The sequence below is a fragment of the Pseudoclavibacter sp. RFBJ3 genome, assembly GCF_002931375.1.
GTDB lineage: Bacteria > Actinomycetota > Actinomycetes > Actinomycetales > Microbacteriaceae > Pseudoclavibacter.
On the sequence record NZ_PSXZ01000025.1, the window covers coordinates 1 to 21,803 of the forward strand.

Annotated in this window: 22 protein-coding genes and 1 pseudogene; 15 read left to right on the forward strand and 8 right to left on the reverse strand. The window is 69.9% G+C overall.

All coding sequences use genetic code 11. From position 1 onward, the window contains the following. The 3 genes from C5E07_RS17510 to C5E07_RS17520 all read left to right on the forward strand — a co-directional run. Window positions 1-1,118: type III polyketide synthase (locus C5E07_RS17510; RefSeq protein WP_104301135.1), on the forward strand; the 1,118-nt coding region annotated here is incomplete at its 5' end. Beyond that, the gene (locus C5E07_RS17515) at window positions 1,115-1,891 is read left to right on the forward strand and encodes a class I SAM-dependent methyltransferase (protein ID WP_258064026.1); all 777 of its coding nucleotides are present in this window, start codon (window positions 1,115-1,117) and stop codon (window positions 1,889-1,891) included. The genes C5E07_RS17510 and C5E07_RS17515, both read left to right, overlap by 4 nt. Then, complete coding sequence (locus tag C5E07_RS17520) at window positions 1,888-2,226, forward strand: hypothetical protein (protein WP_104301137.1); 339 nt, start codon at window positions 1,888-1,890, stop codon at window positions 2,224-2,226. Before C5E07_RS17515 ends, C5E07_RS17520 begins: the two co-directional genes overlap by 4 nt. A gap of 247 nt (window positions 2,227-2,473) precedes the next feature. On the opposite strand, the gene C5E07_RS17525 is transcribed toward C5E07_RS17520, so the two are convergent. Then, window positions 2,474-3,343, reverse strand: coding sequence for a ThuA domain-containing protein (locus tag C5E07_RS17525; protein WP_104301139.1), 870 nt, complete (start codon window positions 3,341-3,343; stop codon window positions 2,474-2,476). 168 nt (window positions 3,344-3,511) lie between these two features. On the opposite strand from C5E07_RS17525, the gene C5E07_RS17530 reads away from it, so the two are divergent. Beyond that, window positions 3,512-4,318: a nitroreductase family protein gene (locus C5E07_RS17530; protein ID WP_104301142.1), complete on the forward strand. Its 807-nt coding sequence runs from the start codon at window positions 3,512-3,514 to the stop codon at window positions 4,316-4,318. A 12-nt stretch (window positions 4,319-4,330) separates the two neighbouring features. On the opposite strand, the gene C5E07_RS17535 is transcribed toward C5E07_RS17530, so the two are convergent. Together C5E07_RS17535 and hutH are read right to left on the reverse strand one after the other, a co-directional pair. After that, window positions 4,331-5,059, reverse strand: a complete 729-nt coding sequence (locus tag C5E07_RS17535) for a hypothetical protein (protein ID WP_104301144.1) — start codon at window positions 5,057-5,059, stop codon at window positions 4,331-4,333. Window positions 5,060-5,227: 168 nt separating this feature from the next. Further along, a complete protein-coding gene (gene hutH / locus C5E07_RS17540; RefSeq protein ID WP_104301294.1) occupies window positions 5,228-6,838 on the reverse strand; it encodes a histidine ammonia-lyase in 1,611 nt (536 codons plus the stop codon). Between the two features lie 580 nt (window positions 6,839-7,418). Between hutH and C5E07_RS17550 the strand changes: the two genes are divergently transcribed. Next, window positions 7,419-8,204 carry an IclR family transcriptional regulator gene (locus C5E07_RS17550; protein ID WP_258064027.1) on the forward strand — a complete coding sequence of 262 codons (786 nt, stop codon included), beginning with the start codon at window positions 7,419-7,421 and terminating at the stop codon, window positions 8,202-8,204. Window positions 8,205-8,219: 15 nt separating this feature from the next. Here the strand turns inward: C5E07_RS17550 and C5E07_RS17555 are convergent, their stop codons facing one another. Beyond that, window positions 8,220-8,462, reverse strand: coding sequence for a hypothetical protein (locus tag C5E07_RS17555; RefSeq protein WP_104301148.1), 243 nt, complete (start codon window positions 8,460-8,462; stop codon window positions 8,220-8,222). 140 nt (window positions 8,463-8,602) lie between these two features. On the opposite strand from C5E07_RS17555, the gene C5E07_RS17560 reads away from it, so the two are divergent. Beyond that, window positions 8,603-9,337, forward strand: a complete 735-nt coding sequence (locus C5E07_RS17560) for an SDR family NAD(P)-dependent oxidoreductase (RefSeq protein WP_104301150.1) — start codon at window positions 8,603-8,605, stop codon at window positions 9,335-9,337. Between the two features lie 178 nt (window positions 9,338-9,515). Here the strand turns inward: C5E07_RS17560 and C5E07_RS17565 are convergent, their stop codons facing one another. Next, window positions 9,516-10,538 carry a VOC family protein gene (locus C5E07_RS17565; RefSeq protein WP_104239928.1) on the reverse strand — a complete coding sequence of 341 codons (1,023 nt, stop codon included), beginning with the start codon at window positions 10,536-10,538 and terminating at the stop codon, window positions 9,516-9,518. 174 nt (window positions 10,539-10,712) lie between these two features. On the opposite strand from C5E07_RS17565, the gene C5E07_RS17570 reads away from it, so the two are divergent. The 3 genes from C5E07_RS17570 (at window position 10,713) to C5E07_RS17575 (ending at window position 12,226) form a co-directional block, all read left to right on the forward strand. Continuing rightward, the gene (locus C5E07_RS17570) at window positions 10,713-11,462 is read left to right on the forward strand and encodes an IclR family transcriptional regulator (protein WP_181058148.1); all 750 of its coding nucleotides are present in this window, start codon (window positions 10,713-10,715) and stop codon (window positions 11,460-11,462) included. 68 nt (window positions 11,463-11,530) lie between these two features. Then, entirely contained in the window at window positions 11,531-11,704 is a 174-nt protein-coding gene (locus C5E07_RS19580) for a hypothetical protein (RefSeq protein ID WP_181058150.1), read from the forward strand. 21 nt (window positions 11,705-11,725) lie between these two features. Next, entirely contained in the window at window positions 11,726-12,226 is a 501-nt protein-coding gene (locus C5E07_RS17575) for a MarR family winged helix-turn-helix transcriptional regulator (RefSeq protein ID WP_104239921.1), read from the forward strand. A gap of 154 nt (window positions 12,227-12,380) precedes the next feature. On the opposite strand, the pseudogene C5E07_RS17580 reads toward C5E07_RS17575, so the two are convergent. Beyond that, window positions 12,381-13,892 (reverse strand): annotated as a pseudogene (locus tag C5E07_RS17580) (sugar porter family MFS transporter); the annotation flags it as partial. 130 nt (window positions 13,893-14,022) lie between these two features. Here C5E07_RS17580 and C5E07_RS17585 point away from each other — a divergent pair. The 5 genes from C5E07_RS17585 to C5E07_RS17605 are packed head-to-tail and all read left to right on the forward strand — an operon-like array spanning window position 14,023 to window position 18,756. Then, window positions 14,023-15,036 carry a Gfo/Idh/MocA family oxidoreductase gene (locus C5E07_RS17585; RefSeq protein ID WP_104301154.1) on the forward strand — a complete coding sequence of 338 codons (1,014 nt, stop codon included), beginning with the start codon at window positions 14,023-14,025 and terminating at the stop codon, window positions 15,034-15,036. Next, on the forward strand, window positions 15,033-15,869 hold the full coding sequence (locus C5E07_RS17590; RefSeq protein ID WP_104301156.1) for a TIM barrel protein: 837 nt from the start codon (window positions 15,033-15,035) through the stop codon (window positions 15,867-15,869). The genes C5E07_RS17585 and C5E07_RS17590 overlap by 4 nt, the downstream gene beginning before the upstream one ends. Continuing rightward, the gene (locus C5E07_RS17595) at window positions 15,866-16,945 is read left to right on the forward strand and encodes a LacI family DNA-binding transcriptional regulator (RefSeq protein WP_104301158.1); all 1,080 of its coding nucleotides are present in this window, start codon (window positions 15,866-15,868) and stop codon (window positions 16,943-16,945) included. The genes C5E07_RS17590 and C5E07_RS17595 overlap by 4 nt, the downstream gene beginning before the upstream one ends. Beyond that, the gene (locus tag C5E07_RS17600) at window positions 16,942-17,499 is read left to right on the forward strand and encodes a hypothetical protein (RefSeq protein ID WP_258064028.1); all 558 of its coding nucleotides are present in this window, start codon (window positions 16,942-16,944) and stop codon (window positions 17,497-17,499) included. Before C5E07_RS17595 ends, C5E07_RS17600 begins: the two co-directional genes overlap by 4 nt. A gap of 9 nt (window positions 17,500-17,508) precedes the next feature. Further along, window positions 17,509-18,756 carry an MFS transporter gene (locus C5E07_RS17605; protein WP_104301160.1) on the forward strand — a complete coding sequence of 416 codons (1,248 nt, stop codon included), beginning with the start codon at window positions 17,509-17,511 and terminating at the stop codon, window positions 18,754-18,756. A 40-nt stretch (window positions 18,757-18,796) separates the two neighbouring features. On the opposite strand, the gene C5E07_RS17610 is transcribed toward C5E07_RS17605, so the two are convergent. Further along, window positions 18,797-19,435, reverse strand: a complete 639-nt coding sequence (locus tag C5E07_RS17610) for a TetR-like C-terminal domain-containing protein (RefSeq protein WP_104301162.1) — start codon at window positions 19,433-19,435, stop codon at window positions 18,797-18,799. 61 nt (window positions 19,436-19,496) lie between these two features. Here C5E07_RS17610 and C5E07_RS17615 point away from each other — a divergent pair, with 61 nt between their 5' ends. Next, window positions 19,497-20,924 (forward strand): MFS transporter, encoded by a 1,428-nt coding sequence (locus tag C5E07_RS17615; RefSeq protein WP_258064029.1) that lies wholly within the window; start codon window positions 19,497-19,499, stop codon window positions 20,922-20,924. 27 nt (window positions 20,925-20,951) lie between these two features. Here C5E07_RS17615 and C5E07_RS17620 read toward each other — a convergent pair whose 3' ends face one another. Further along, the gene (locus C5E07_RS17620; protein WP_104239894.1) at window positions 20,952-21,779 is read right to left on the reverse strand and encodes a PRD domain-containing protein; all 828 of its coding nucleotides are present in this window, start codon (window positions 21,777-21,779) and stop codon (window positions 20,952-20,954) included. Between the last annotated feature and the right edge of the window lie 24 nt (window positions 21,780-21,803).

A 21,803-nucleotide genomic window follows, 5' to 3' on the forward strand; every position in this document is an offset into this window, starting at 1 on the left:
TCGCGGCCCAGCCCGGCATCAACCGCCTCGGCGCGCGCCTCATCGGCGCGGCCTTCGACGGCTCCGCGATCGAGACGAGGCACACGGTCGTGGATGCGCTCGCCGGCGGCACCGACTCGGCGCTCGTCGCCGAAGGCCTGGTGCTGGACGCCTCCACCGGCGCCCGCAATGCGGTCTACGCCGAGCGCGTGCCCGAGCTGCTGCTCGGCGCCGCGCGTGCCGCGCTCGAGGGTAGCGGCCTCGAGACCGGCGACATCACGCACGTCGTCACCGTCTCCTGCACGGGCTTCTACGCGCCCGGCCCCGACTACGAGCTCGTGCGCGGCCTCGGCCTGTCGCCTCGCGTGCAGCGCTTCCACCTCGGTTTCATGGGCTGCTACGGCGCCTTCCCGGCACTGCGTGCAGCGGATGCCTTCGCCAGGGCCGACCCGAACGCGGTCGTGCTCATCGTGTGCGTCGAGCTGTGCACCATCCACTTGACGAGCTCGAACGACCCGGAGCAGATCGTCGCCACCTCGGTCTTCGCCGACGGGGCCGCGGCAGCCCTCGTGACGGCACGCCCCGCCCCGGCCGGCACGCGCATCCTGACCATCGACGCCCTTGCGAGCACCATCACCGACGAGGGCGAGTCGGAGATGGCGTGGACCATCGGCGACAGCGGGTTCCGGATGCGCCTCTCGGGGTACGTGCCGAGCATCATCGGGGCGTCGATCGAAGACGTCGTCGCTCCTCTGCTCGCGCCCACCGTGCCCGCCGAGACGCCGCTGTGGGCGATCCACCCGGGCGGGCGGAGCATCCTCGACAAGGTCGAGCAGGCCCTCGGCCTCACCGAGGAGCAGCTCGCGCCGTCGCGAGGCGTGCTGCGCGATCACGGCAACATGTCGAGCGCGACGGTGCTGTTCATCCTCGAACGGCTGCTCAGCGAGAACGCCAGCGACTCGAGCGTCGACGGGCCGAGCGATGACGGCCCGAGTGCTGACAGCCCAGGCGACTCGACCATCGGCGATCCGAGCGTCGAGAACCCCAGCGGTCGCGACCGCGGGGAGGCGCTCTGCGCGATGGCGTTCGGTCCCGGACTCACGGTCGAAGTCGGACGATTCACGCGGACGCGCGCGTGAGCGCACTCCGCGCGGTCGCCTCGGTGCTCGCCCTCCCGCGCGATACGACGTCGCTCGAGCTCATGGACGACCCCGATTGCGACCGCGATCGCCTCTTCGCGACGTACGGGCAGTTCCGCGCCGTCAACGCACTCGTCGCGGGCTGGCGGCGCGTGTACCTGCGCGACGTGCGGCCCGTGCTCGACCGGACGCGCGCATCCAGACTGCTGGACATCGGCTTCGGGGGCGGCGACATTCCGCTGGCGCTCGCCCGGTGGGCCGCGCACGACGGGCTGCGCCTCGAGGTGACCGCCATCGACCCCGACGAGCGAGCGCACGAGTTCGTCGAGACGCGCGGCCTCACGGGGAGCGGCGTCGACTTCCGGGCGGCCTCGAGCAGCGAGCTCGTCGCCGCGGGGGAGCGCTACGACATCGTCACGTCCAATCACCTCCTGCACCACCTCGACGCGGATGCGCTCACCGGCCTCCTCGCCGACAGCGCGGCCCTCGCCCCGCTCACCCTGCACAGCGACATCGAGCGCGGACGCCTCGCGCTCGCCGCGTTCGGCGCCGCGACGAAGCCCCTCGACCGCGGGTCGTTCGTGCACTACGACGGGACGCTCTCCATCCGTCGCAGCTACACGGCGACCGAGCTTCGAGTGGTCGCGCCGCAGGGATGGACGGTGCGGCGCGAGTTCCCATACCGGCTGCTGCTGACCCGAGACCAGACGCTCACGCCGCAGGGCTCGCCTCATGGCCAGCCCCAGCCCGCCGGTGTACCGTCGGCGACGTGAACGTGCCCCCGCTGCTGGTCGCCGCGACGACCAGCTACGCCGCGAACTGCGCCCTCGGCGTGAGCGTCGCGACGGGCGTCGTGCGCACCGGCCGCTGGCATTGGATCCACCACGCCCTCTACATCTGCACGTCGGCGCTCACGCTCGCCGCCGGCGTCGCGCTGCTCACGAGCCGCGACGAGCGCCGCCGCCGCGCGGGCACGCTGCTGCTGCCGACCGCGCTCCCGCTCGCCGCGATCCCGTACGCAGGCACCCACTCCCGACGGCACCCCGCCATCGCGCTCGCGGCCGCACCCTTCTACGCGCTCGCGGTGCGAGCATCCGCTCGCCGCTGAGAAGCCCTGCCCTGCCGGGTTGCCGCCCTGCCCCACCGCTGCCGCGTTGCCGCCTTGTCCTGCCCTGCCTGCCCTGCCCGCCAGCGCCCCGACCGGTCAATCGCTGCCAGTCGAATTGCCTTCCAGGATGAGCGCTGGATGGGTATTCGACTGGCAGCGATCTCGCGGGCGCGGGCTCAGGCGCGGGTGACTGCGATGTAGGTGGGGCCGCCAGACCGCGCGGCGGCACATCCGGCGCCGAAGCGCCTCAGCCTTCGCCGTTGTAGTACGGCCACGGGTTGATGCGGCGGTCGCCGCGGCGGTCCGGTCCGGTGAGCGTCACCTCGCCGGTCGCTGCCCACTCGACGCCGCGCGGGAACATGCGGATGAACTCGATGCGGCGGAACGTGTCGATGTCGTGCCCGATCGTGATCGTGAACGAGCGGCCAGTGCCGTACTCGTTGATCCAGGCGAGGGGCTGGTCGGTGTTGATTCCGGGCAGCGCGGCGATGCCCTCCGGCGGGATCGCGACGGGGTAGTGCGGCATGGGCCACATGGGCGCCTTCTCGTAGGACTCGAGGTCATCGAAGGTCGTGAGCAGCACCTGCGCGCCCTCGTACATTTCGACGCCGACGAGGATGTCGTCGCCCGTGACCGTCCAGGTGTCGTTGATGCCATCGGTGATGGCGTGGCGGGGTTCGGTCGTGCGCAGCTGCGCCTCACCCCAGGGGCGGGGACGGATGCCCGTTGGCACGCTGAGCTTCGAGCCGCGCATGACGTTGTACTCCTCCGGGTACCCCCAGTCGTCTTCCTGCACGGCCGAGCCGTGGAACCAGACGATGCCCTTGCCGTCGTCGTGCACGAACTTCAGAATCGCCGCATCCGTCTCGGGACCGAACCCGGTGCCTTGGTCGTGGTAGCCGTCGCGTCCTTCGAAGACGATGAGCAGCACGTCGTACTTGTCGATGATCTCGGAGGTGAGACCGCGGGGGTCCTCGGTGACGCGCACCTTGAAGCGACCAGTGTCTTCGAGGAGCGTCGTCAGCCACTGGTTGTGCTGGCGGAAGCTGCGGAACTCGTTGTCATGCTCGGACGTCATGTGCCCCGAGAGGATGAGCACGTTGAGGGGACTGGTCACTGGTTCTCCTTTGAGCCGGGTGTTCACGCCAGGCTTCCACGCTTCTGTCGAAATCGCACATAAGAAGTTCGGATCACCGGCATCAGGCTGAGGAGCTGGACTTTCGAGCCCCGAGGTCCGCACGCAAGCTCGGGCATACGTTTCAGGCGGATGCGCCAGACTCAGCGCATGGAATTCCTTGACGTGCTGCGTCGCCGCAAGACCACCAACGGCCCGTTCCTCCCCGACCCCGTCAGCGAGGAGCATCAGCGTCTCCTCATGGAGGTCGCCGGCCGCGCCCCATCGCAGCTCAACAGCCAGCCGTGGCGGTTCGTGGTCGTCGAGGCCCGCGAGACCATCGAGGCCATCGCCAGCATCAGTGGCGAGAGCATGACGACCGCCATGAGCAACGGCACGTTCTTCGAGCGCTACAAGCCGTACTTCCGCTTCAGCAAGCAGGAGATGGAGGAGCGGCGAGACGGGATGCTGTTCGACAAGCTCCCCGCGCCTCTCCGGCCCTTCACGAGCCAGGTGTTCACGAAGCGCGGCCAGTTCCTCATGAACTCGCTGCGCGTGCCCAACACGCTCGGCGAGGAGAACCGCAAACTCGTCGCCGGGTCCCCGCTGCTGCTCGGGGTCATGCTCGACCGGGCCGAGTATCGGCCGGGGGAGCTGTCCTCGTTCTACTCGGTGTTCAGCATGGGGGCGGCCATGGAGAACATCTGGCTCACCACGGGTGAGATCGGGATGGGCATCCAGTTCGTGTCGTTCCCCATGGAGGTGCCGGGGCAGTGGGACAAGATCGTCGATCTCCTCAAGGTGCCGGACGAGTTCGAGCTCATGGCCGTGTACCGCCTCGGCTACCTCCCCAAGGAGCAGCGCCGCCCCGCCATCGACTGGTCGTCGCACCAGCGCAAGCTGCCCTCGCAGTACGTGTTCCGCGACACGTGCGAGACCCCGCAGCGAGGCTGGGACGAGGACGAGCCGACGACGTAGGCGCGGGCTGGACTACACGGCGGGACACGCCGTCGTGTACGTGAGGTTCGTCATCCGCACCCCGTGGCTCAGGACCCCCTGCGGGGGCACCGCGGTTCGTGGTGTCGTCAGCTCGACGACGAAGGAGTCGGTCGAGCCGGTCGACGAGTAGGTGACGGAACCCGCCACGACCGGCCCGATCGGCAGGTCTTCAGTCGGGCGGTAGGTGTTGGATACGGGCTCCAGCTCGACCCGGTTCCCGGGGGTCGCGACCGCTCCCGGAAGTCCGATGACGCGGAGGTGCTCGCGGTAGAAGTCGCTTCCGTCGACGTCGAAGACGCGGAAGCGGATGTTCGCGAGGGGGCGGTCGAAGGTGATCGTCGTCGTCTGCGTGTAGGCGGCATCGAACTCCTTGTTCGCTGCGGCCACCGTCTGCCGGTCGCCGAGGAAGATGCCGTCGCCGGTCGTGTTGAGGTTGTCGGAGGTCGCGGGAACTTCGATGCTCGGCCCAGTGGCGACGGTGACGGTGTACGTGACGACCTCGCCTGTCGGCGTCGTGAAGGTGCCGACGCCGTTCCTCGTATCCGTGGCGGTGAAGGTGTTCTGCCAGCTGAGCTGCGCGTCCTGCGTGCACACGCCGGATGCTGCAGCGACCGGGGCGGCGGATGCGGCGGCGATGAGCGGCACGGACCAGGCCGCGCCCGTGACGAGCGCTCTTCGCGAGAGCTCGGGCTGGCGAGATGAAGGGCTCGGGTGCGACATGGAGGACCTTTCGAGTGGGGGCGGCGAGGTGCCACGGGGAAGGAACGGAGCCGAGGGGAGGTGGGGAAGGGGATGCGGCTTCCGCGCCGATTGTGAGGGAGAAGTATCCGGAAGCCGTCGGAACTGCATCCGCATCCGGCGGGCGCGCTGCGCTCCCCGCGTCGCGGGTCAGACGTCGGTGGAGTTCGCCAGAGCTGTCCGCGCCACCTCTCCCGCGAGCACGAGCTCGGCGACGGCTTCCATTTCGGGGCTCAGGAAACGGTCGGGACCGGCCCCTTCGGAGACGCCGGAGACGAGGCCGAGGACGGCGCCGGTGGCCCGGCCTGGCTCGAGCGGAGCGCGCAGCTGGAGCGCGCGGGATCCTGTGAGCACCTCGATGGCGAGCACCCGCCCGAGCCCGTCGACGGCGCGGCGCAGCTTGCGCGCTGCAGCCCAGCCCATCGAGACGTGGTCCTCCTGCATGGCCGATGACGGGATCGAGTCGATGGACGCGGGCACCGCGAGCCGCTTGAGCTCCGAGACGATGCCCGCGGCCGCGTACTGCGCGATCATCAGACCCGAGTCGACGCCGACCTCGTGCGCGAGGAACGGCGGGAGCCCACGGTTGCGGGACGGGTCGAGGGCGCGGTCGGTGCGGCGCTCGGAGATGCTGGCCACGTCGGCGACCGCGATGGCCAGGAAGTCGAGGACGTACGCGACGGGTGCCCCGTGGAAGTTCCCGTTCGACGCGACCCGACCATCCAGCGTCACGACCGGGTTGTCGACGGCGGATGCGAGCTCCCGCCCGGCGATCATCGCCGCGTGCGCCAGCGTGTCGCGGGCGGCCCCGTGCACCTGGGGCGAGCAGCGCAGCGAGTAGGCGTCCTGCACGCGGCCGTCCTCGGGCCCGCGGTGGCTGGCGACGATGGGGGAGTCGGCGAGGAATCGGCGCAGGTTCGCGGCGGACTCGCCCTGGCCGAGCTGCGGGCGCAGGGCCTGCAGATCGGCGGCGAAGACGGCATCGGTCGCGAACTGGCTCTCCACCGACATCGCGGCGGCCAGGTCGGCCGTCGTGAGCAGCATCCGGATGTCGTGGATCGCGAGCAGCAGCATCCCGAGCATCCCGTCAGTGCCGTTGATGAGCGCGAGGCCCTCCTTCTCGCGCAGGACAAGCCGCTCGATGCCGGCGGCCACGAGTGCCGCACCCGCATCCACTTCGGTGCCGTTCTCGTCGCGGACGGTGCCCTCGCCGGTCGCGGCGAGGGCCAGGTGCGAGAGTGGGGCGAGGTCACCCGAGCAGCCGAGCGAGCCGTACTCGCGCACGATCGGGGTGATGCCCGCGTTGAGCATGGCGGCATACGTCTCCACAACGACGGGCCGCACGCCGGTTCGCCCCGTCGCGAGAGTCTGCAGGCGCAGCAGCTGCAGCGCCCTGACCACCTCGCGCTCCACCTCCGGCCCGGTGCCAGCCGCGTGCGAGCGGACGAGGCTCGCCTGCAGCTGCACGCGCCGCTCGGGCGCGATGAACTTCGTCGCGAGCGCGCCGAAGCCCGTCGAGATGCCGTAGTGCGGGTTCGGGTCGTCGGCGAGGCGTTCGATGAGGTCGCGGGTGCGCGCCACCTCGGCGAGCGCGGCCGGTGCGACGTCGACGCGCGCGCCATGCCTCGCGACAGCGACGACCTCCGCAGGCTCAAGCGGGCGAAGGCCGAGAGTGACGGGCCCGAGCGGCGCTGCCTGTCCCGAGCCGGGCTCGGCGGAGCTGGACGAGGGGCGGCCGGCGGCGGATGCGGGTGTGCTCATGACCTCGATTCCACCCCACCCGTTGCGCATTGTCAGTGCGGGGAGGACACTCAGTGTCTGTGATCCCAGACAGAGTGCCCGCGCTGGCGGGCCAGCTCGCGCGTGCGCTGCCGACGGTCGACCCGGTGTCCAACATGAGTGCTCATCCGGCGCCTTTTTGGCTCATCCGGTGTTCCGGGCCGTCTTTTGCACTCATGTTGGTCACGGCTGCCGGAGAGGCGTTCGACAGAGACGCGGTGGACTCGAAGGACGTGGCGGGGCCGGTGGCGGCAGCGGACCCGGCGGGCCCGGCGGAGTCGCCCGCGCGCCTGACCAACTTGCGTGAGATACCCGCCACTCGAGGCCGTTTGCTGCGGTTCGGGTCGCTTTTGTCACTCATGTTGGTCACGGCTGCCCGGGAGCCGTGCCCGGCGGACGCGGCGGGCCCGGCGGAGTCGCCCGCGCGCCTGACCAACTTGAGTGCAATATCTGCCGTCCGAGGGGGTTCGGCGCGGTTCGGGCCGCTTTTCGCACTGATGTTGGTCACGCGCGCGGCCAGGTCCAGGTCGAGGTCGCGCGAGGGCAATGCCGGGATGAGCGCGTGACGGCGGCCGGCGGCAAGGCTGCTGCTGGCCGCGCCCAGGTGCCGGCGGCCGACCAGACGCTCGCGATCCTCAGCTTCCTGAGTCGCCAGCGGGGGCCGGTAGCGGCGAGCACGATCGCGACGCAGCTCGGCATCCCGCGCTCGAGCGTCTACCACCTGCTGACGACGCTGCTCGAGCACCGCTTCGTCGTGCATCTGCGCGGCGAGCGTCGCTGGGGTCTCGGCACGGCCGCGTTCGAGTTGGCTGGCGGATACGCGCGGCAGGAGCCGCTCGCGCGGGTCGGCCATCAGGTGGTCGCCGACCTCGTCGACCAGGTGGGGGAGAGCGCGCACCTTGCGGTGATGAGCGGCCGGGATGTGCTCTACATCGTCGACGAGCGCGCACCACGCCGGCCGGTTCTGGTCGCCGACGTGGGGGTGCGTCTGCCGGCGCACCTCACCGCGTCCGGTCGTGCGATGCTCGCGGCCCTGCCGCAGAAGCAGGTGCGTGCGCTGTTCCCGGATGCGTCTTCGTTCGCGGATCGCACGGGTCGCGGCCCGAGGACTCCGCGCGAGCTGCGGGCGGTGCTCGACGGGGTCCGCAGCGGGTCGCTGGCGTCGGAGAACGGCGAGGTGTCGGTGGGGATGCGCTCGGTGGGGATGCCAGTGCTCGACCACACTGGGTGGCCGGCGGCTGCGATCGCGGTCACCTGGTCGGAGGATCGCCCTCAGGATGAGCCGCGCCTGCGGCTGCTCCTCGAGAGGTCCGCGGCCGAGATCACCCGCCGCATCTTCGGCGGGTAGCCCGGCCGCGGGGACTCAGGTGAGGTGCGGCGGGTTGCTCGTGTCCGGCTCGTAGTCCTTGGTCCCGAGCGGGTGCCGTTTGCGCTGCCGCGCGCTCTTGATGATCGTGATGAGGCCGTAGCCGCCGGCGAATCCGCCGACCCACGTGAGGGCGTGCAGGTAGGCGGGTCCGCCCATGAGGTCTGCGATGACGGCGATCACGCCGAGCGCGAGTCCCGCGATGAGGTATCCGAGGGCGAGAACTTCTTGTCGTGTCATATGCGTCTCTTCAGGCCAGGGAAGCGAATGGGGGTCACGGCGACCGGGTCGACCGCGTCAGTTTCCAGTGAATATACCTCCTGCGCCGGGCCCCGACGGAGTATGAGCGCGCTGAGCGGTCGGGGTGTGAGGATGGGGCGATGACACGCATCCTCATCACCGGTTCCACCGACGGCCTCGGATACGCGACTGCGGAGTCGCTCCTCGATCAGGGACACGAGGTCATCGTGCACGCGCGGAGCGCGGCTCGGGCGGAGGCCGTGTCGGCCCTCATCGACCGCGGCGCGGACCTGGTGATCGCCGACCTCGCCGACCGCGGGGCGGTGCTCGACGCGACGGACGAACTCAACGAGGGGCGGGCCATTGACGCGGTCATCCACAACGCGGGTGTGCTGACGGGGCCGAGCCTGCTGCCCGTCAACGTTGTCGCGCCGTATCTCTGCACGGCTCTCCTGACGACTCCGAGCCGGCATGTCTACCTCAGCAGCAGCATGCACCGAGACGGCAAGGCACAGCTGGCGGGGCTCGACTGGTCGGGTGGTTCCGTGACGGCGAGCTATTCCGATACGAAGCTGCTCGTCGCGGCCTTCTCGGCGGGCGTCGCCGAGCTGTGGGCTCCGCGCGTGCTCGCCAACTCCGTCGACCCGGGCTGGGTGGCGACGAAGATGGGCGGGTCAGGGGCGCCAGATGACTTCGATCTCGGCCATGAGACGCAGGAGAGTCTGGCGGTCGACCCGAGTCTGCAGGTCACGGGCGGCTACTGGCACCACGGCGCCGAGCAGCAGCCGGCGGTCGGTGTGCGTGACGCGGACTTCCGGGCGCGCCTCATCGCGGAGCTGGCCGAGGTCACCGGGGTCGCCCTGCCGACGCGCTGATGCGCGCACGCGCGCACGCGCGCACAGATGAGTGCTCGCACTGACGTGGGCCCGCGCATCCGGGACCAGGAAAGGAGGAACCTGGTGGATGCGGGGGCCCGCGCGGATCGTGCGAGTGCGGTGCTCAGCTCGCCGGTGGAGCAGCCGACGGGCTGGGCGCTGCCCGGAGCGGAGTGACCTAGCCGCGGCCCTGCACTGCGTACGGGTTGAGGATTGCTTCCTCCGTTCCGGGGAGGATGCCCTCCTCGGTCGCGGTGGGGCGTCCGGCGTCCGGCGGGAACGACTCGGTCATCGAGATCGGCATGGCGCCGTTGCGGTAGAGGTTGTTGGAGCCGGTGGAGGGCTTCCAGTCGTTGGGCTCCCAGTCGGGCACGTAGTTGCGGTAGCCGCCCGTGTTGACCTCGATGCGCATGCCGCTTGGGTCGCGGAGGTAGAGGAAGCTCTGCTCGCCGATGCCGTGGATGGAGGGGCCGTACTCGATGGGGATGTTGTTCTCCATGAGCACGTCGGCGCCCTGGAGGAGCTCCTCGCGGGTGTCGACCCAGTACGCGTAGTGGTTGATGCGGCCGGGGCGCGACGAGCTGTCGAGGACGACGCCGAGGTCGTGCGACTTCTCGTTGGTGGTGAGGACGGAGAAGACCGTGACGGGGTGGTCGTCGAGCACCGTGTAGGCCATGATGCGGAAGCCGAGGACCTCGTTGTACCACTTCGCGAAGCCGCGAACGTCGGAGGCGGCGACGGTGACGTGGTCGAGCTGGCGGGGGCCGACGGCGTGCTTCGAGCGCTTCTCGGGGCGGTCGGGGAAGACGGAGGCGTGCTCGGCGTCCGCCTGGTACTTCTCGACGTCCCAGTAGAGCTCCATCGTGTGACCGTACGGTCCGGTGAAGGTGTACGACTTGCCGTGGCCGACGCTGCGGTCTGCCCATTCGCCGTGCACGCCGGCGGCTTCGATGCGCTTGGCCGCCTCGTCGAGTGCCTCGGCGCTGGAGGTGCGCCAGCCCATGACGTTGAGGGCGGCCTCTGGGCCTTCGGCGATGACGAGGCTGTAGGTGTAGTAGTCGCCCCACGAGCGGAGGTAGACCTTGCCGTCTTCGCGTGCGACGACGCGCAGGCCGAATTCGTTCTCGTAGAACGTGACCGAGGCTTCGACGTCTGGCGTCGCGATCTCGATGTGCGAGAGGTGGGAGAGCAGTTTGATCATCGTCGATCCTTTTCGTCTGGTGCGGTGCGTCTGTGGCGGTTCTCGGCCGCGGCTTGCATGTGCCGTCTCGGGCACAACACCACTTTCGTCCGGAACCCACATATCAGGGAAGCTGAAGTTCATGATGGCGAGCATCATCGATGTGGATGGTCCGCTCGCGGCTACCATTGCGGCATGTCCGGTGGCGGTGGTGATGAGCGCAGTGTGGCGCAGAAGCTGTTCGCGATCGTCGACGCGTTCGCGGCTCGTGAGGAGCTGACGCTCACGCAGGTCGCGGCGGCGGCGAACCTGCCGGTGTCGACGGCGCACCGCATGCTCGCGTCCTGGACCGAGTGGGGTGGGCTCGAGCGTACGGAGTCGGGCACCTACCGGGTCGGCATCAAGCTGTGGCGCCTCGGGGCGCGGCGGACGACGGTCGAGCGCTTGCGCGCCATCGCGCGGCCGTATCTCGAGGATCTCCTGGAGGCGACGGAGGAGAACGTGCACATCGCGGTGCGGGACGGCCTCGGCGCGGTCTACCTCGAGCGCATCTCGAGCCCGAACGCGGTGCGGGTCATCTCGGATGTCGGCACGCGGCTGCCCCTGCACGCGACTGGTGTCGGGCTGGTGCTGCTCGCGCATTCGCCCATCGAGGTCTTCGACGAGGTCGTCGCGTCGAAGCCGCGGCAGTACCTGCCGAACACGATCACCGAGGAGAAGGCACTTCGGCGCCGGCTCGCGGAGATCCGGGCGACGGGCCTCTCCAGGTCGGTCGAGGAGATGACGCCTGGTGCGTTCTCGATGGCCGCTCCGGTGGTGGATGCGCACGGCGAGGTCGTCGCGGCGGTGTCGATCATCGCGCACGTCGAGCGCCTCGCCGAGCCGCAGTTCGCACTCGGGGTGCGGATGGCGGCGCGTGGGATCTCGGGTGCGCTCGGGCGGTGACCCCGTCGTGGGCGGAGTGGGGGAGTTCTCACCTTGTTGCCCTCCATGAACATAGCTAGGCTAACTACATGACTTCCCTCGCTCCCACCTCCGCCTCTGAGAAGTCAGCCAAGCGCTCCACTTCGGACCGCTACTGGGACGCCTACCAGCGACGCACGCTCCCGAAGGAGTTCCTCGCCCTGTCCGTCATCGGCGCGACGCTCAGCGTCGGCTGCATCGCCGCCGTCTCCGCGTTCCTCTGATCGGGCCGGTGACCACAGCTCATGACTGACGTCTCAAGGAACCGCGAACAGAACTCGACGACCCGTGAGCGCCCCTCCGCGACTCCAGGGGACGAGGCCTCTGAGGCCGTCGACGAACTCCGCCGCGCGGAGGCGCGCCTCGGGCGGCGCCGCCAGGCGACCGGTGAGCTGAGCGAGACCCACCGGTCCGCGATGCGGTTCATCCTCGAGCGCACCGGCGAGGGAAAGCGAACGAGCCCAGGCGAGCTGGCCGACTGGCTCGACGTCACGAGCGCGTCGGCGACGATGCTCGTGCAGCGCCTCACCGAATCGGGCCTCGTGCGAACGGCGCCGGACCCGGATGACCGTCGACGCAAGATGATCGTTCCGGTCGACACCGACCTCGATGCTGACGAGATCGACCCCGTCTCCGGCCAGATCCGCAGCCTCTCCGAGGACCTCTCCCCGCAGGAGGCGAAGCTCGTCTCGCTGTACCTCGACCGCGTCACCGCGGTCGTCGACGGGGAGTCGTCGAACAGCTGAAGCTGACGCAGGTGGGTCGCCGTTGCTCTGAAGGCGACGACGTCGGGTAGAGCGGAAAGAGCCCGCGGAGTCGGCTCGGACGTCCAGATCGAAGCCGATCCCGCGGGCGGATCGGCCGCTCGCAGAAGCGGCCGAGTCGTGAATTCTGTGGTGGCTAGCGGGTCCTCCCGAGCACGTGGATTGCTCCCGTCGTGACGCCGACCTCGAGCTTCTCGAGGGTCACCCCGCGGGTCTCGGGAACCTGCGTGATCGTGAAGAGCAACGCGAGCGCCCCGATACCGGCGAACAGGAAGAACACCCCGCTGATGCCCATCCCGGCGATCAGGCTCGGGAAGTAGAGCGCCAGGAAGCCGTTGGTCATCCAGCCGAAGAACACGGACACGCCGATGCCGAGGCCGCGCATGTGCAGCGGGAAGATCTCCGCGAGGTACACCCAGACGGCGACGTTCAAGAAGGTCTGCATGGACGCGACGAATGCGACGACGAGGATGAGGATCACGAACGGGCGGGCCGGGTTGCCGACCGGGAGCAGCAGCGACGCGGCGCCGATGAGCAGGTGGCAGGTCGTCGTCAGTGTGAGGCCGATCGCAAACGTCTTCCGGCGGTCCACGCGGTCCATCATGTACAGCGCGATGAACCCGCCGATGACGGCGACCACACCGGGCGCGATGTTCGCGATGAGGGCCGCATCCGCCTCGAAGCCCGACTCGATGAGCACCACCTGGCCGTAGTACATGATCGAGTTGATGCCCGTCAGCTGCTGCATCATGGAGACGCCGATGCCGATGAGCAGGATGCGGATGAGCCACTTGTTCGTGAGCACCGCGCCGAGGCCGACCTTCGCTTCCGTCTGCTCCTCCATCGCGACCTGCTCGACCTCGCCGAGCTCGGCGATCGCGCGTTCCTCAGATCGCACCGTCTTGAGCACGGTGAGCGCGTCCGCGTGGCGGCCCTTCTCGACCAGCCAGCGCGGCGACTCGGGCATGCGCAGCATCCCGAAGAAGAGGGCGATGGCGGGGATCGCGCAGACGGCGAACATGATGCGCCAGACCCCGTCGATGTGGCTGAGCGTGTTGCCGAGGATGGCGTTGATGACAAACGCGGAGAGCTGGCCCGTGACGATCGCGACCTCGTTGCGCCCCGTGATCGAACCGCGGATCTCGAACGGCGCCAGCTCTGCCAGGTAGACGGGCACGACGGTGGATGCGCCGCCGACGGCGAGCCCCAGCATGATGCGCCCGACGACGAGCAGCGCGAAGTTCGGCGATGCGACGACGACGACCGTGCCGAGGAAGAACAGCACGGCGAGGATGATGATCGTGCGGCGGCGGCCGATGGCGTCCGAGATGCGTCCTCCGAAGAGCGCGCCGAAGGCGGCGGCGAACACGAGGGAGCTGGTGACGACGCCCTCCGTGAAGGCATCGAGGCCGATCTCCGCGGCCATGGGGCGCAGCGCGCCGTTGATGACACCCGTGTCGTAGCCGAAGAGCAGTCCGCCGAAGCAGGCGACGATCGAGATGAGTCCGAGCCGCTTGCGGTACGGGCCTGGCGTGAGTTTGGGCAGGGTCGTCTCTGACGCTGATGCCCCATGCGTGGAAGTGATGAGAACTCCTTTGTCTCCGCGGTTCGTCGCGCTCCTGGGTGATCTCTGCGCGATTCTGGCCGGGTCTCCCGGCCGATTGGAGGCAACCTTATACGTACTAGACGCCGAGCGCTAGTACGTAATAGTCTGTGCGTGCTGGGCGCACCCAGCAGCACAGTGTCGTGTCGGCACCGCCGTCCTCAGGAGAAGCACCATGTCCAAGACCCCCCTCATTCGTGTCGCGCTCATCGGCGCCGGCCGCATCGGCAGCAACCACGCCGCGCTCATCGCCCGCGACATCCCGAACGCCGAGCTCATCGCCATCGCCGACCCCGTCGAGGGCGCCGCGGCGAAGCTCGCCGAGACGCTCGGCGTCGAGCAGTCGTACACGGACATCGCCGAGCTGCTCGCCCGCCCAGACCTCGACGCGGTCGTCATCACGGCCCCGCCCCGCTTCCACACGGCGCTCGTCGAGCAGGCGGCCGCGGCAGGCAAGGCCATCTTCTGCGAGAAGCCGACGGGTGTCTCGCTCGAGGAGCTGCGCCGCGTCGAGGCCGCCGTCGAGCGCCACGACGTGATCTTCCAGGTCGGCTTCAACCGCCGCTACGCCAACGGGTTCCCTGAGCTTCGCTCCGCCCTCGACGCGGGAGTCCTCGGCACGCCGCAGCTGCTGCGCTCGGTGACCCGCGACCCGGGCCTCGCGAACCCTGCGGCGATCCCGCCGTTCACGATCTTCCTCGAGACCCTCATCCACGACTTCGACACCCTCAACTTCTTCAACCCGGGCGCCCGCGCCACCCGGGTCTACGCGGTCGCGGATGCGCTCGTCGCGCCGGACTTCAAGGACAAGGGCCTCCTCGACACCGCTGTCGTCACGATCCGCTACGACAACGGCGCCATCGCAACTGCGGAGGCGAACTTCTCGGCCGCCTACGGCTACGACACCCGTGCCGAGGTCTTCGGCAGCGCCGGCATGGCGACCGCGGGTGAGCTGGCGGCGTCGAGCCTGCGCCTCTATGGCGCGGCGGGCGCGTCCTTTGACACGGTGCGCGCCGACACGCAGCTCATGCGAGCCGCCTACACGGGCGAGCTGCAGGCGTTCGTCGACGCCGTCGCCGGCGTCGAGAGCCCCCGCCCCGGCACGGAGGCCGCGCTCGAGGCCATGGTCATCGCGCTCGCCTGCATCGAGTCGGTCAAGACCGGCGCACCCGTCGAGGTCGTCCGATGAGCGGGGCCGTCGCTGGCGCCGGCTCGAGTGCTGGTTCGGGCGCTGCCGAGTCGCCGTTCGTGCTCGCCGCGTGCGCGGAGATGCTGTTCCTCGACCTCCCGTTCGAGGAGCGAGTGCGGCGCATCGATGAGGCCGGCTTCGAGGTCGAGATCTGGCGATGGTGGGAGAAGGACCTGGATGCGCTCGTCGCGACCGGCGCGACGTTCGGCTCCATGTCGGGGTACATTCGCGGAGAGCTCATCGACCCGGACGGGGCCGACGCGATCGTCGCCACGGCGCGCGAGTCGCTCGAGGCAGCCCAGGTGCTGGACGTGCCGCGACTCGTGATCCACGGGACCGGCCTCGACGACAACGGCCTGCCCGTGCGTCCGAGTGCGCACACCACTCCGGCCGACTGGCTCGCCGCGCTGCGCACGCTGGAGCGCCTCGCGAAGCTCGGCGAGGAGCACGGCAAGGAGTTCACGCTCGAGAACCTCAACCACGCCGTCGACCACCCCGGCGTTCCGTTCAACCGGGCGAGCGACACGATCGCGCTCGTCGCTGCGGTCGACAGCCCGCACCTCCGGCTCAACCTCGACCTGTACCACGCGCAGATCGGCGAGGGTGACCTCGTCGACCTGTGTGGGCGCGCGCTGCCCTACATCGGCGAGATCCAGGTCGCGGATGTGCCAGGGCGCTGCGAGCCGGGAACGGGCGAGATCCACTACCCGCGGGTCGCTCGGGAACTCGACGAGCTCGGCTACCGCGGGGTCGTCGCGATGGAGGCCTTCGCGTCCGGTGACTCCGACCTCGCGCTCCGCAGCTTCCGGGAGGCCTTTAGCATCGAGGTATGAGCGACGTTGACGCACGAGACGCCCGCCGCCCGGCGAGACCGGGCGGCGGCAAGCGCGTCACGATGCGCGACGTCGCCGACGCGGCTGGCGTCTCGCAGCCGCTCGTGTCGATCGTCATGCGCGACGTGCCCGGCGCGAGCCCGGAGTCTCGCGCGCACGTCCTCGAGGTCGCGGCCCGTCTCGGGTACCGGCGAGACGAGCGGGCGAGGATGCTCAAGCAGGGCCGTTCGCGCCTCGTGGGCATCGTCTTCCACGCGGCGCAGCCGTTCCACGGCGAGCTCATCGACGAGCTCCAGCTCGCGGCCCGGTCTGCCGGGTACAACGTGTCGCTCGCCGCGGTCACGAAGCGGCGGGGCGAGGCGGATGCGATCGAGGCGCTGCTGGGGGAGCGGGTCGAGGGGCTCGTCCTGCTCGGAGCGTCGCTGCCCGAGGAGCAGCTCGACCGCATCGCCGAGGAGGTCCCCGTCGTCACGGTCGCCAGCCAGTACTCGTCGGCGTCGTTCGACAGCGTGTCCATGGACGACGCGCGCGGCATGGAGCTGGCGGTGCGGCACCTGCACGAGCGCGGGCACTCGCGCATCCTGTACCTCGGGGCGCCTGGCGTCTCGGGTGATGAGGTGCGCACGGCCACGTTCCTCGCCGCCACGACTGCTGCCGGACTCGGCGACCAGGTCGCGATCCTCGCGGGCGGAGCTTCCGAGGCCGCCGGCGCGAAGGTGATCGAGGAGGCGCTGGCGCGCTACCCGGACGCCACTGCGGTTGTCGCCTTCAACGACCGGAGCGCGCAGGGCGTCGTCGCCCAGGCGCGCCTCCTCGGCAAGCGTGTTCCGGAGGACCTGGCCGTGGTCGGCTTCGACGATTCCGAGCAAGCCGAGCTGCCGTACCTGCAGCTCACGAGCCTCGCGCAGGATCCGGCGCAGCTCGCATCCGCGGCCGTCGAGATGGTGGTGGGGCGCGTCGACGCGAGCGCCGAAGGTGAGCAGCCGCGGAGCGGGGAGCACCGCATCCTGCCGACGAGGCTCGTCGTGCGCAGCAGCAGCAGCGGCAATGGCAACTCGGTCGAGCGGTCGAGGTGACGGATCGTCGGACGCCGGGCTTCGACGGGGTGAGTCCGTCCCGTCCCAGCGGTTCGCTGCCCGGGCTGCGCGACGCTGCCCGCCGCCAGTACTTCTCGCTCGGCACCGGCGAGCTGGCGTCGGTCCTGACCTTCACGATGCTGGGGGTGTGGGTCGTGCCACCCATCTTGCCGTCGGGCAGTGACGTGGCCGCGTTCTGGTCGGCGCTCGCACCCCTGCTGCTTGTGCTCCTGCACGGTGGTTCGTACTGGCTGCTCGCCCGCCGCTGGGTCGGCACCTCCAGGATGCCCGTCGGGCTCGCGCGCACGTTCTGGGTGCTCAAGTGGCTGAACCTCGCGGTGCTCGTCGGCGGTCTCGTCGGCGTCGTGGCCTGGTGGCCCAGCTCCTGGCTGGTCGCGGTGCTCGTCCTGTTCACATGGGCATTCGGGGCCGTCGAGTACCTCAACTACTTCGTCGTGCGGCTGAGCTACCCGGCCCGGGCCTGGCTGCCAGAGGTGCGACGCTTTCGGACTCCGCGCTTGGTGAGGGATATCAGGCAAGCCACGCATCGGTAGGCTTCCCGGATGCCACTCGGTCGCGGATTTCGTGTGCTCTGGAGCGCGAACGCCCTGTCGAACCTGGCAGACGGCATCGCGTTCGTGTCGATGCCGCTGCTGGCCGCCTCGGTCACCGACGACCCGCGCCTCGTCGCGGGCTTGGCGACGCTCTACGCCCTGGTCCGCCTCCTGGTCGCGCTGCCCATCGGCGTCTGGGTCGATCGGGTGGACCGCCGGACCCTGATCGTCGCGGCGAACGTGCTGCGCGGCTGCGCCCTGCTGGGGCTCGCCCTGGCGATCCAGCTCGGCTTCTCCTCCCTCATGGTCCTGTATGCAGCGATGGCGGTGGTCGCGACGTTGGAGAGCGCGGCGGACAACGCCGCATCGGCCATGCTGCCGTCGCTCGTCGACCGAGAGCGACTCGATTCCGCGAACGGGAGGGTCGCGGCGGCGCAGCTCGTCGCGGACGAGTTCGCTGGCCCTCCCCTCGGGGGATTGCTGTTCGCCCTCGCCGCAGCGGCTCCTGTCTTCGCGATGGGTGGGCTGTGGGCCGTCGCGGGCCTCGTCGCCCTCGCGCTGCCGATTCGGCGACTGTCGAGGCCAGGATCGGATGCGCGCGACGCACGACGTTCGGTCTCCGTCGAGGTGCGCGAGGGCATCGCCTGGCTGGCACGCCACCGTGTGGTCGGGAGCCTTGCGCTCATCGGAGCGCTCGCGAGCGTCGGCTACATGCTGCCCTTCTCGATTCTCGTGCTGTTCGCCGAGGAGCGCCTCGGCCTGGACAGCACCGGATACGGCTTGCTGCTCGCGGCGTCGGCCCTCGGTGGCTTGCTCGGCTCCTTCCTCGCAGCCCGGCTTCGCGCATGGCTCGGATACCGATGGACGATCGTGGCAAGTCTGGCGCTGGGGGCGCTGACGCTCGGTGGGCTGTGCCTCACGACGAACCCGATCGTCGCCGGCGTACTCTTGGCGCTCTACATCCTGCACGCGACGGTCTGGAACATCTGCTCGCAGTCCCTCCGCCAGCGCCTCATCCCGGACGAGCTGCTCGGACGCGTCGGCGCCAGCACGCGCGTGCTCGGTCTCCTGGGGCTTGCCATCGGGGCGACGATGGGCGGTCTCCTGGGGGTGGTCGACCTCGCGATACCGGTCGCCACCGGGGCCGGAGTGTTCGTGGTCTGCAGCTTGGTTGCTGCTGGCGCGCTGCGGGGCGGCGTATCCGGTCGGCGTCCGGGGAGTTCCTCTCAGGCATCCGGAGAGTCGATGCGTCGATAGGGTCGCTCTATGTGGGAGACGGATCGCGGCTGGCCCTGTTCTAGGAGTGGTGCCGTTCTTGCCAGGAGGGGTCGGCGATACCGGTCAGGACGCTGAGCACCGTGCGCTCGGCGAGCTTCGCGTCGATCGGCTGGTGGCCGAAGAACGCTCGGTAGTAGAGCGGTGCCGCGAGGAGGTCGAGGGTGAGCTCCATGTCGAGTCCCGCCCGTAGGTCTCCTCGCTCGATGGCGTGCTCGAGGACTGTCCTGCTCGTCGCGCGGCGAGCCTCGAAGTACTCGCGGAGGAACAGCTCGCGGAGCTCCGGGTCGGCCTCCAGGTCGGCGAGGAGTCCCGGGAGTGCGCGGGTGATGGGGGAGTTGCTGAACCCGTCGGCGATGTTCGAGATGCCGCTGACGAGGTCGCAGTGCACGCAGCCGGTATCTGGTGTCGGAGTCGTTCCGAGCACCGAGATGAGCGTGTGCACGACGATGCCGGGCAGGCTCTTCCAGCGTCGTCGAAGCGCGGGCTTGCTCGTCCCGGCGGCTGCCGCGACGTTCTCCATCGTGAGCGAGCGGTACTGGCCGGTCTCGAGGAGGCCGATGACCGCCTCGGTCGCCCTGGCGTCGATCGTCGCGTCGCGGGGGCGGCCGTGCGGCAGTGATCGGGTCCGGGGTGCAGCGTGCGGCTCTGGTTGCGGCATTGCCTCACCGTACCCTACATTCATTACGTTCCGGTGTGGAATGTAATGAATGGGAGTGCGCATGCAGCAGGATGAATCGCGTTCGACGGCGGAGGCGACGACACCCTCAGAGGTCGAGGCCGGAGGTGTCTTCTCGCCCCGTCTGCGCGGGTCCACGATCGGGATCCTCGTGAGCGTCGGGGCGGTGGCCTTCGAATCGCTGGGGGTCGCGACCGTCCTCCCGACCGTCGCCGAGGAGCTGGGAGGCCTGCGCAGATACGGCTGGGGGCTCTCGGCGCTCATGCTCGCCAGCATCGTCGGCACCGTCGTCGCCGGGAACGACATCGACCGGAGGGGGCCCGCCCGGGCAGTGGTGGTCGGAAGCCTGGTCTTCGCGTTCGGCTGCCTGCTCGCTGGTCTCGCCCCCGGGTGGGAAGTGTTCGTGGCCGCGCGAGCGCTCCAGGGGTTCGGGGTCGGAGCGATCATGGCGTACGCCTACAGCCTGGTCGGCCTCGCGTATCCGCCTCGGCTCCAGGCCGTCATGTTCGCGTTCCTGTCGTCTGCGTGGACGATCCCGTCGCTCCTGGGCCCGGTCTTCGCCGGGGTGCTCACGACGGTGCTCGACTGGCGCGTCGTGTTCTGGACCATCGCGCCGATCACGATCCTCCTCCTCCCGCTCGTCTTGCCGGGTGCACGCCGGGTCTCGGCAAGCCCGAGGGTGCGGAGTGGCCGGTTGTTCTCCGCGCCCGTCTGGTTCTCGGTGCTCCTGGCGGTCGGGACGGGGGCCGTGCTCTTCGGCCTCGAGGTGGATGCGCTCCCGCTGATGCTCGCGCTGCTTGTCGTGGGCCTGGTGGCCGCGGCCATCGGCTTGCGCAGCACCCTGCCCGTGGGATCATTCCGTGCGCGCCGTGGTGCGCCGGCCGGGGTCGTCGTGCGCTTCATCCTGTGCGGCGTGTACTTCGGGTCGGAGGCGTTCCTGCCCCTCGGGCTCACGAGCATCCACGGCCTCGACGTCACGATCGCAGGGCTGGGCCTCGCGGCCGGCGCGCTCGCCTGGACGGCCGGGTCGTTCGTGCAGGCGCGGATCGACGCAGCCCGGCCCGGACAGCGCGCTCGCTCGACGAGGGTCGGGATGCTCGTCCTGCTGGGTGGCCAGCTGCTCATGGGGGCGGCTGTCGCGCTTCCGGCGGTCTGGCCGGGCTGGGCCGTCGTCGGCTGGGGCATCGCGGGAATCGGGATGGGGATCGCGTTCAACGCGTCGACGGCGGCGACCATGTCGGCCACGCCGACCTCGGCCGCGGGGAGCATCAGCGCGAGCCTGCAGCTCGCGCAGACCCTCGCGACGGCGGTCATCGCCGGCCTCGGTGGGGCGGCCGTCGCACGGCTCGGCGCCACGACGCCCGCGTTCCTCGCGGTCTTCGGGTCCACCGCCGCACTCGCCCTGGTCGGTGTGTGGGTCGCGGGTCGCCTCCGGGGTCAGGCGGCCGAAGCCGGGGACCGACGCCGGTAGGAGGGATGGGGCGCCGCGTTCATCTCCTTACTCCGGCGAGGCGCGCGCGATGTGCACTGCGAGGAAGGCCACTTCCTCGTCGGGAAGCTCCACGCCGTGCGTCTCGCGGATGAACGTGCGCACGCGTTCCGCGGTCGCGATCGCACGAGGGGCGCGCTCGCTGAGGTTCCGGAACAGGAAGTCGTCGCCGCCCAGCAGCTGGCCTGCGAAGAATCGCTCCGCGAAGAACTGCAGGTGCGTGAGGAACCGCGAGGCGTGGAGGTCCTTCCTGGAGACCCGGACGGCGGAGGTCATCGTCACGATGCTCGTGACCTTCGCGACCAGGTCGACGACGCGCATCGAGTCGACGCCGAGCTTGCCCGTGTCGGCGTTGACGAGGTGGAAGGCGACGTTGGCTGCCTCCTCCTCGCCGAGCCGCACGCCGAGGCGTCGTTCGACGTCGTCGAGGGCGCGGACGCTCACGGCGTGGTGGTCCGGGTAGACGGTGCGCACCTCCCACGCGAGCCGGTTCGTGAGGGCGATGCCCTTCCGGTAGCGCTCCACCGCGAAGTGGAGGTGGTCGGTGAGGGTGAGGTACACGTGCGGGTCGAGGGTGAGTCCCGCTCGACCCGCATCCGCGACGATCTCGCGGGTCAGCTCGACGTACTCTGCCGGGATCTGAGCGAGCAGCTCGACGAGGTTCCGGTGATCCGAGTCAGGGAGGGAGATGAACTCCTGGTCCGTGATCGTGGCCGAAACCTCGTCGCCCGGCTTCTGGCCGTACCCGATGCCCTTGCCCAGCAGGACGCGCTCGACGCCGCGGTCGTCGACGACGAGCACCACACTGGAATTGAGGACCTTCTTGATGGCGGGCACGGTGGTCTCCTTTGACGCCGCTTG

Excerpts from the sequence above, each read along its gene's own strand:
- C5E07_RS17530 (WP_104301142.1), top strand. The coding sequence starts at position 3,512 with ATGGAATTCCTTGACGTGCTGCGTCGCCGCAAGACCACCAACGGCCCG.
- C5E07_RS17535 (WP_104301144.1), bottom strand. The coding sequence starts at position 5,059 with ATGTCGCACCCGAGCCCTTCATCTCGCCAGCCCGAGCTCTCGCGAAGA.
- hutH (WP_104301294.1), bottom strand. The coding sequence starts at position 6,838 with ATGAGCACACCCGCATCCGCCGCCGGCCGCCCCTCGTCCAGCTCCGCC.
- C5E07_RS17555 (WP_104301148.1), bottom strand. The coding sequence starts at position 8,462 with ATGACACGACAAGAAGTTCTCGCCCTCGGATACCTCATCGCGGGACTC.
- C5E07_RS17560 (WP_104301150.1), top strand. The coding sequence starts at position 8,603 with ATGACACGCATCCTCATCACCGGTTCCACCGACGGCCTCGGATACGCG.
- C5E07_RS17565 (WP_104239928.1), bottom strand. The coding sequence starts at position 10,538 with ATGATCAAACTGCTCTCCCACCTCTCGCACATCGAGATCGCGACGCCA.
- C5E07_RS17570 (WP_181058148.1), top strand. The coding sequence starts at position 10,713 with ATGTCCGGTGGCGGTGGTGATGAGCGCAGTGTGGCGCAGAAGCTGTTC.
- C5E07_RS19580 (WP_181058150.1), top strand. The coding sequence starts at position 11,531 with ATGACTTCCCTCGCTCCCACCTCCGCCTCTGAGAAGTCAGCCAAGCGC.
- C5E07_RS17575 (WP_104239921.1), top strand. The coding sequence starts at position 11,726 with ATGACTGACGTCTCAAGGAACCGCGAACAGAACTCGACGACCCGTGAG.
- C5E07_RS17585 (WP_104301154.1), top strand. The coding sequence starts at position 14,023 with ATGTCCAAGACCCCCCTCATTCGTGTCGCGCTCATCGGCGCCGGCCGC.
- C5E07_RS17590 (WP_104301156.1), top strand. The coding sequence starts at position 15,033 with ATGAGCGGGGCCGTCGCTGGCGCCGGCTCGAGTGCTGGTTCGGGCGCT.
- C5E07_RS17595 (WP_104301158.1), top strand. The coding sequence starts at position 15,866 with ATGAGCGACGTTGACGCACGAGACGCCCGCCGCCCGGCGAGACCGGGC.
- C5E07_RS17605 (WP_104301160.1), top strand. The coding sequence starts at position 17,509 with ATGCCACTCGGTCGCGGATTTCGTGTGCTCTGGAGCGCGAACGCCCTG.
- C5E07_RS17610 (WP_104301162.1), bottom strand. The coding sequence starts at position 19,435 with ATGCCGCAACCAGAGCCGCACGCTGCACCCCGGACCCGATCACTGCCG.
- C5E07_RS17615 (WP_258064029.1), top strand. The coding sequence starts at position 19,497 with ATGCAGCAGGATGAATCGCGTTCGACGGCGGAGGCGACGACACCCTCA.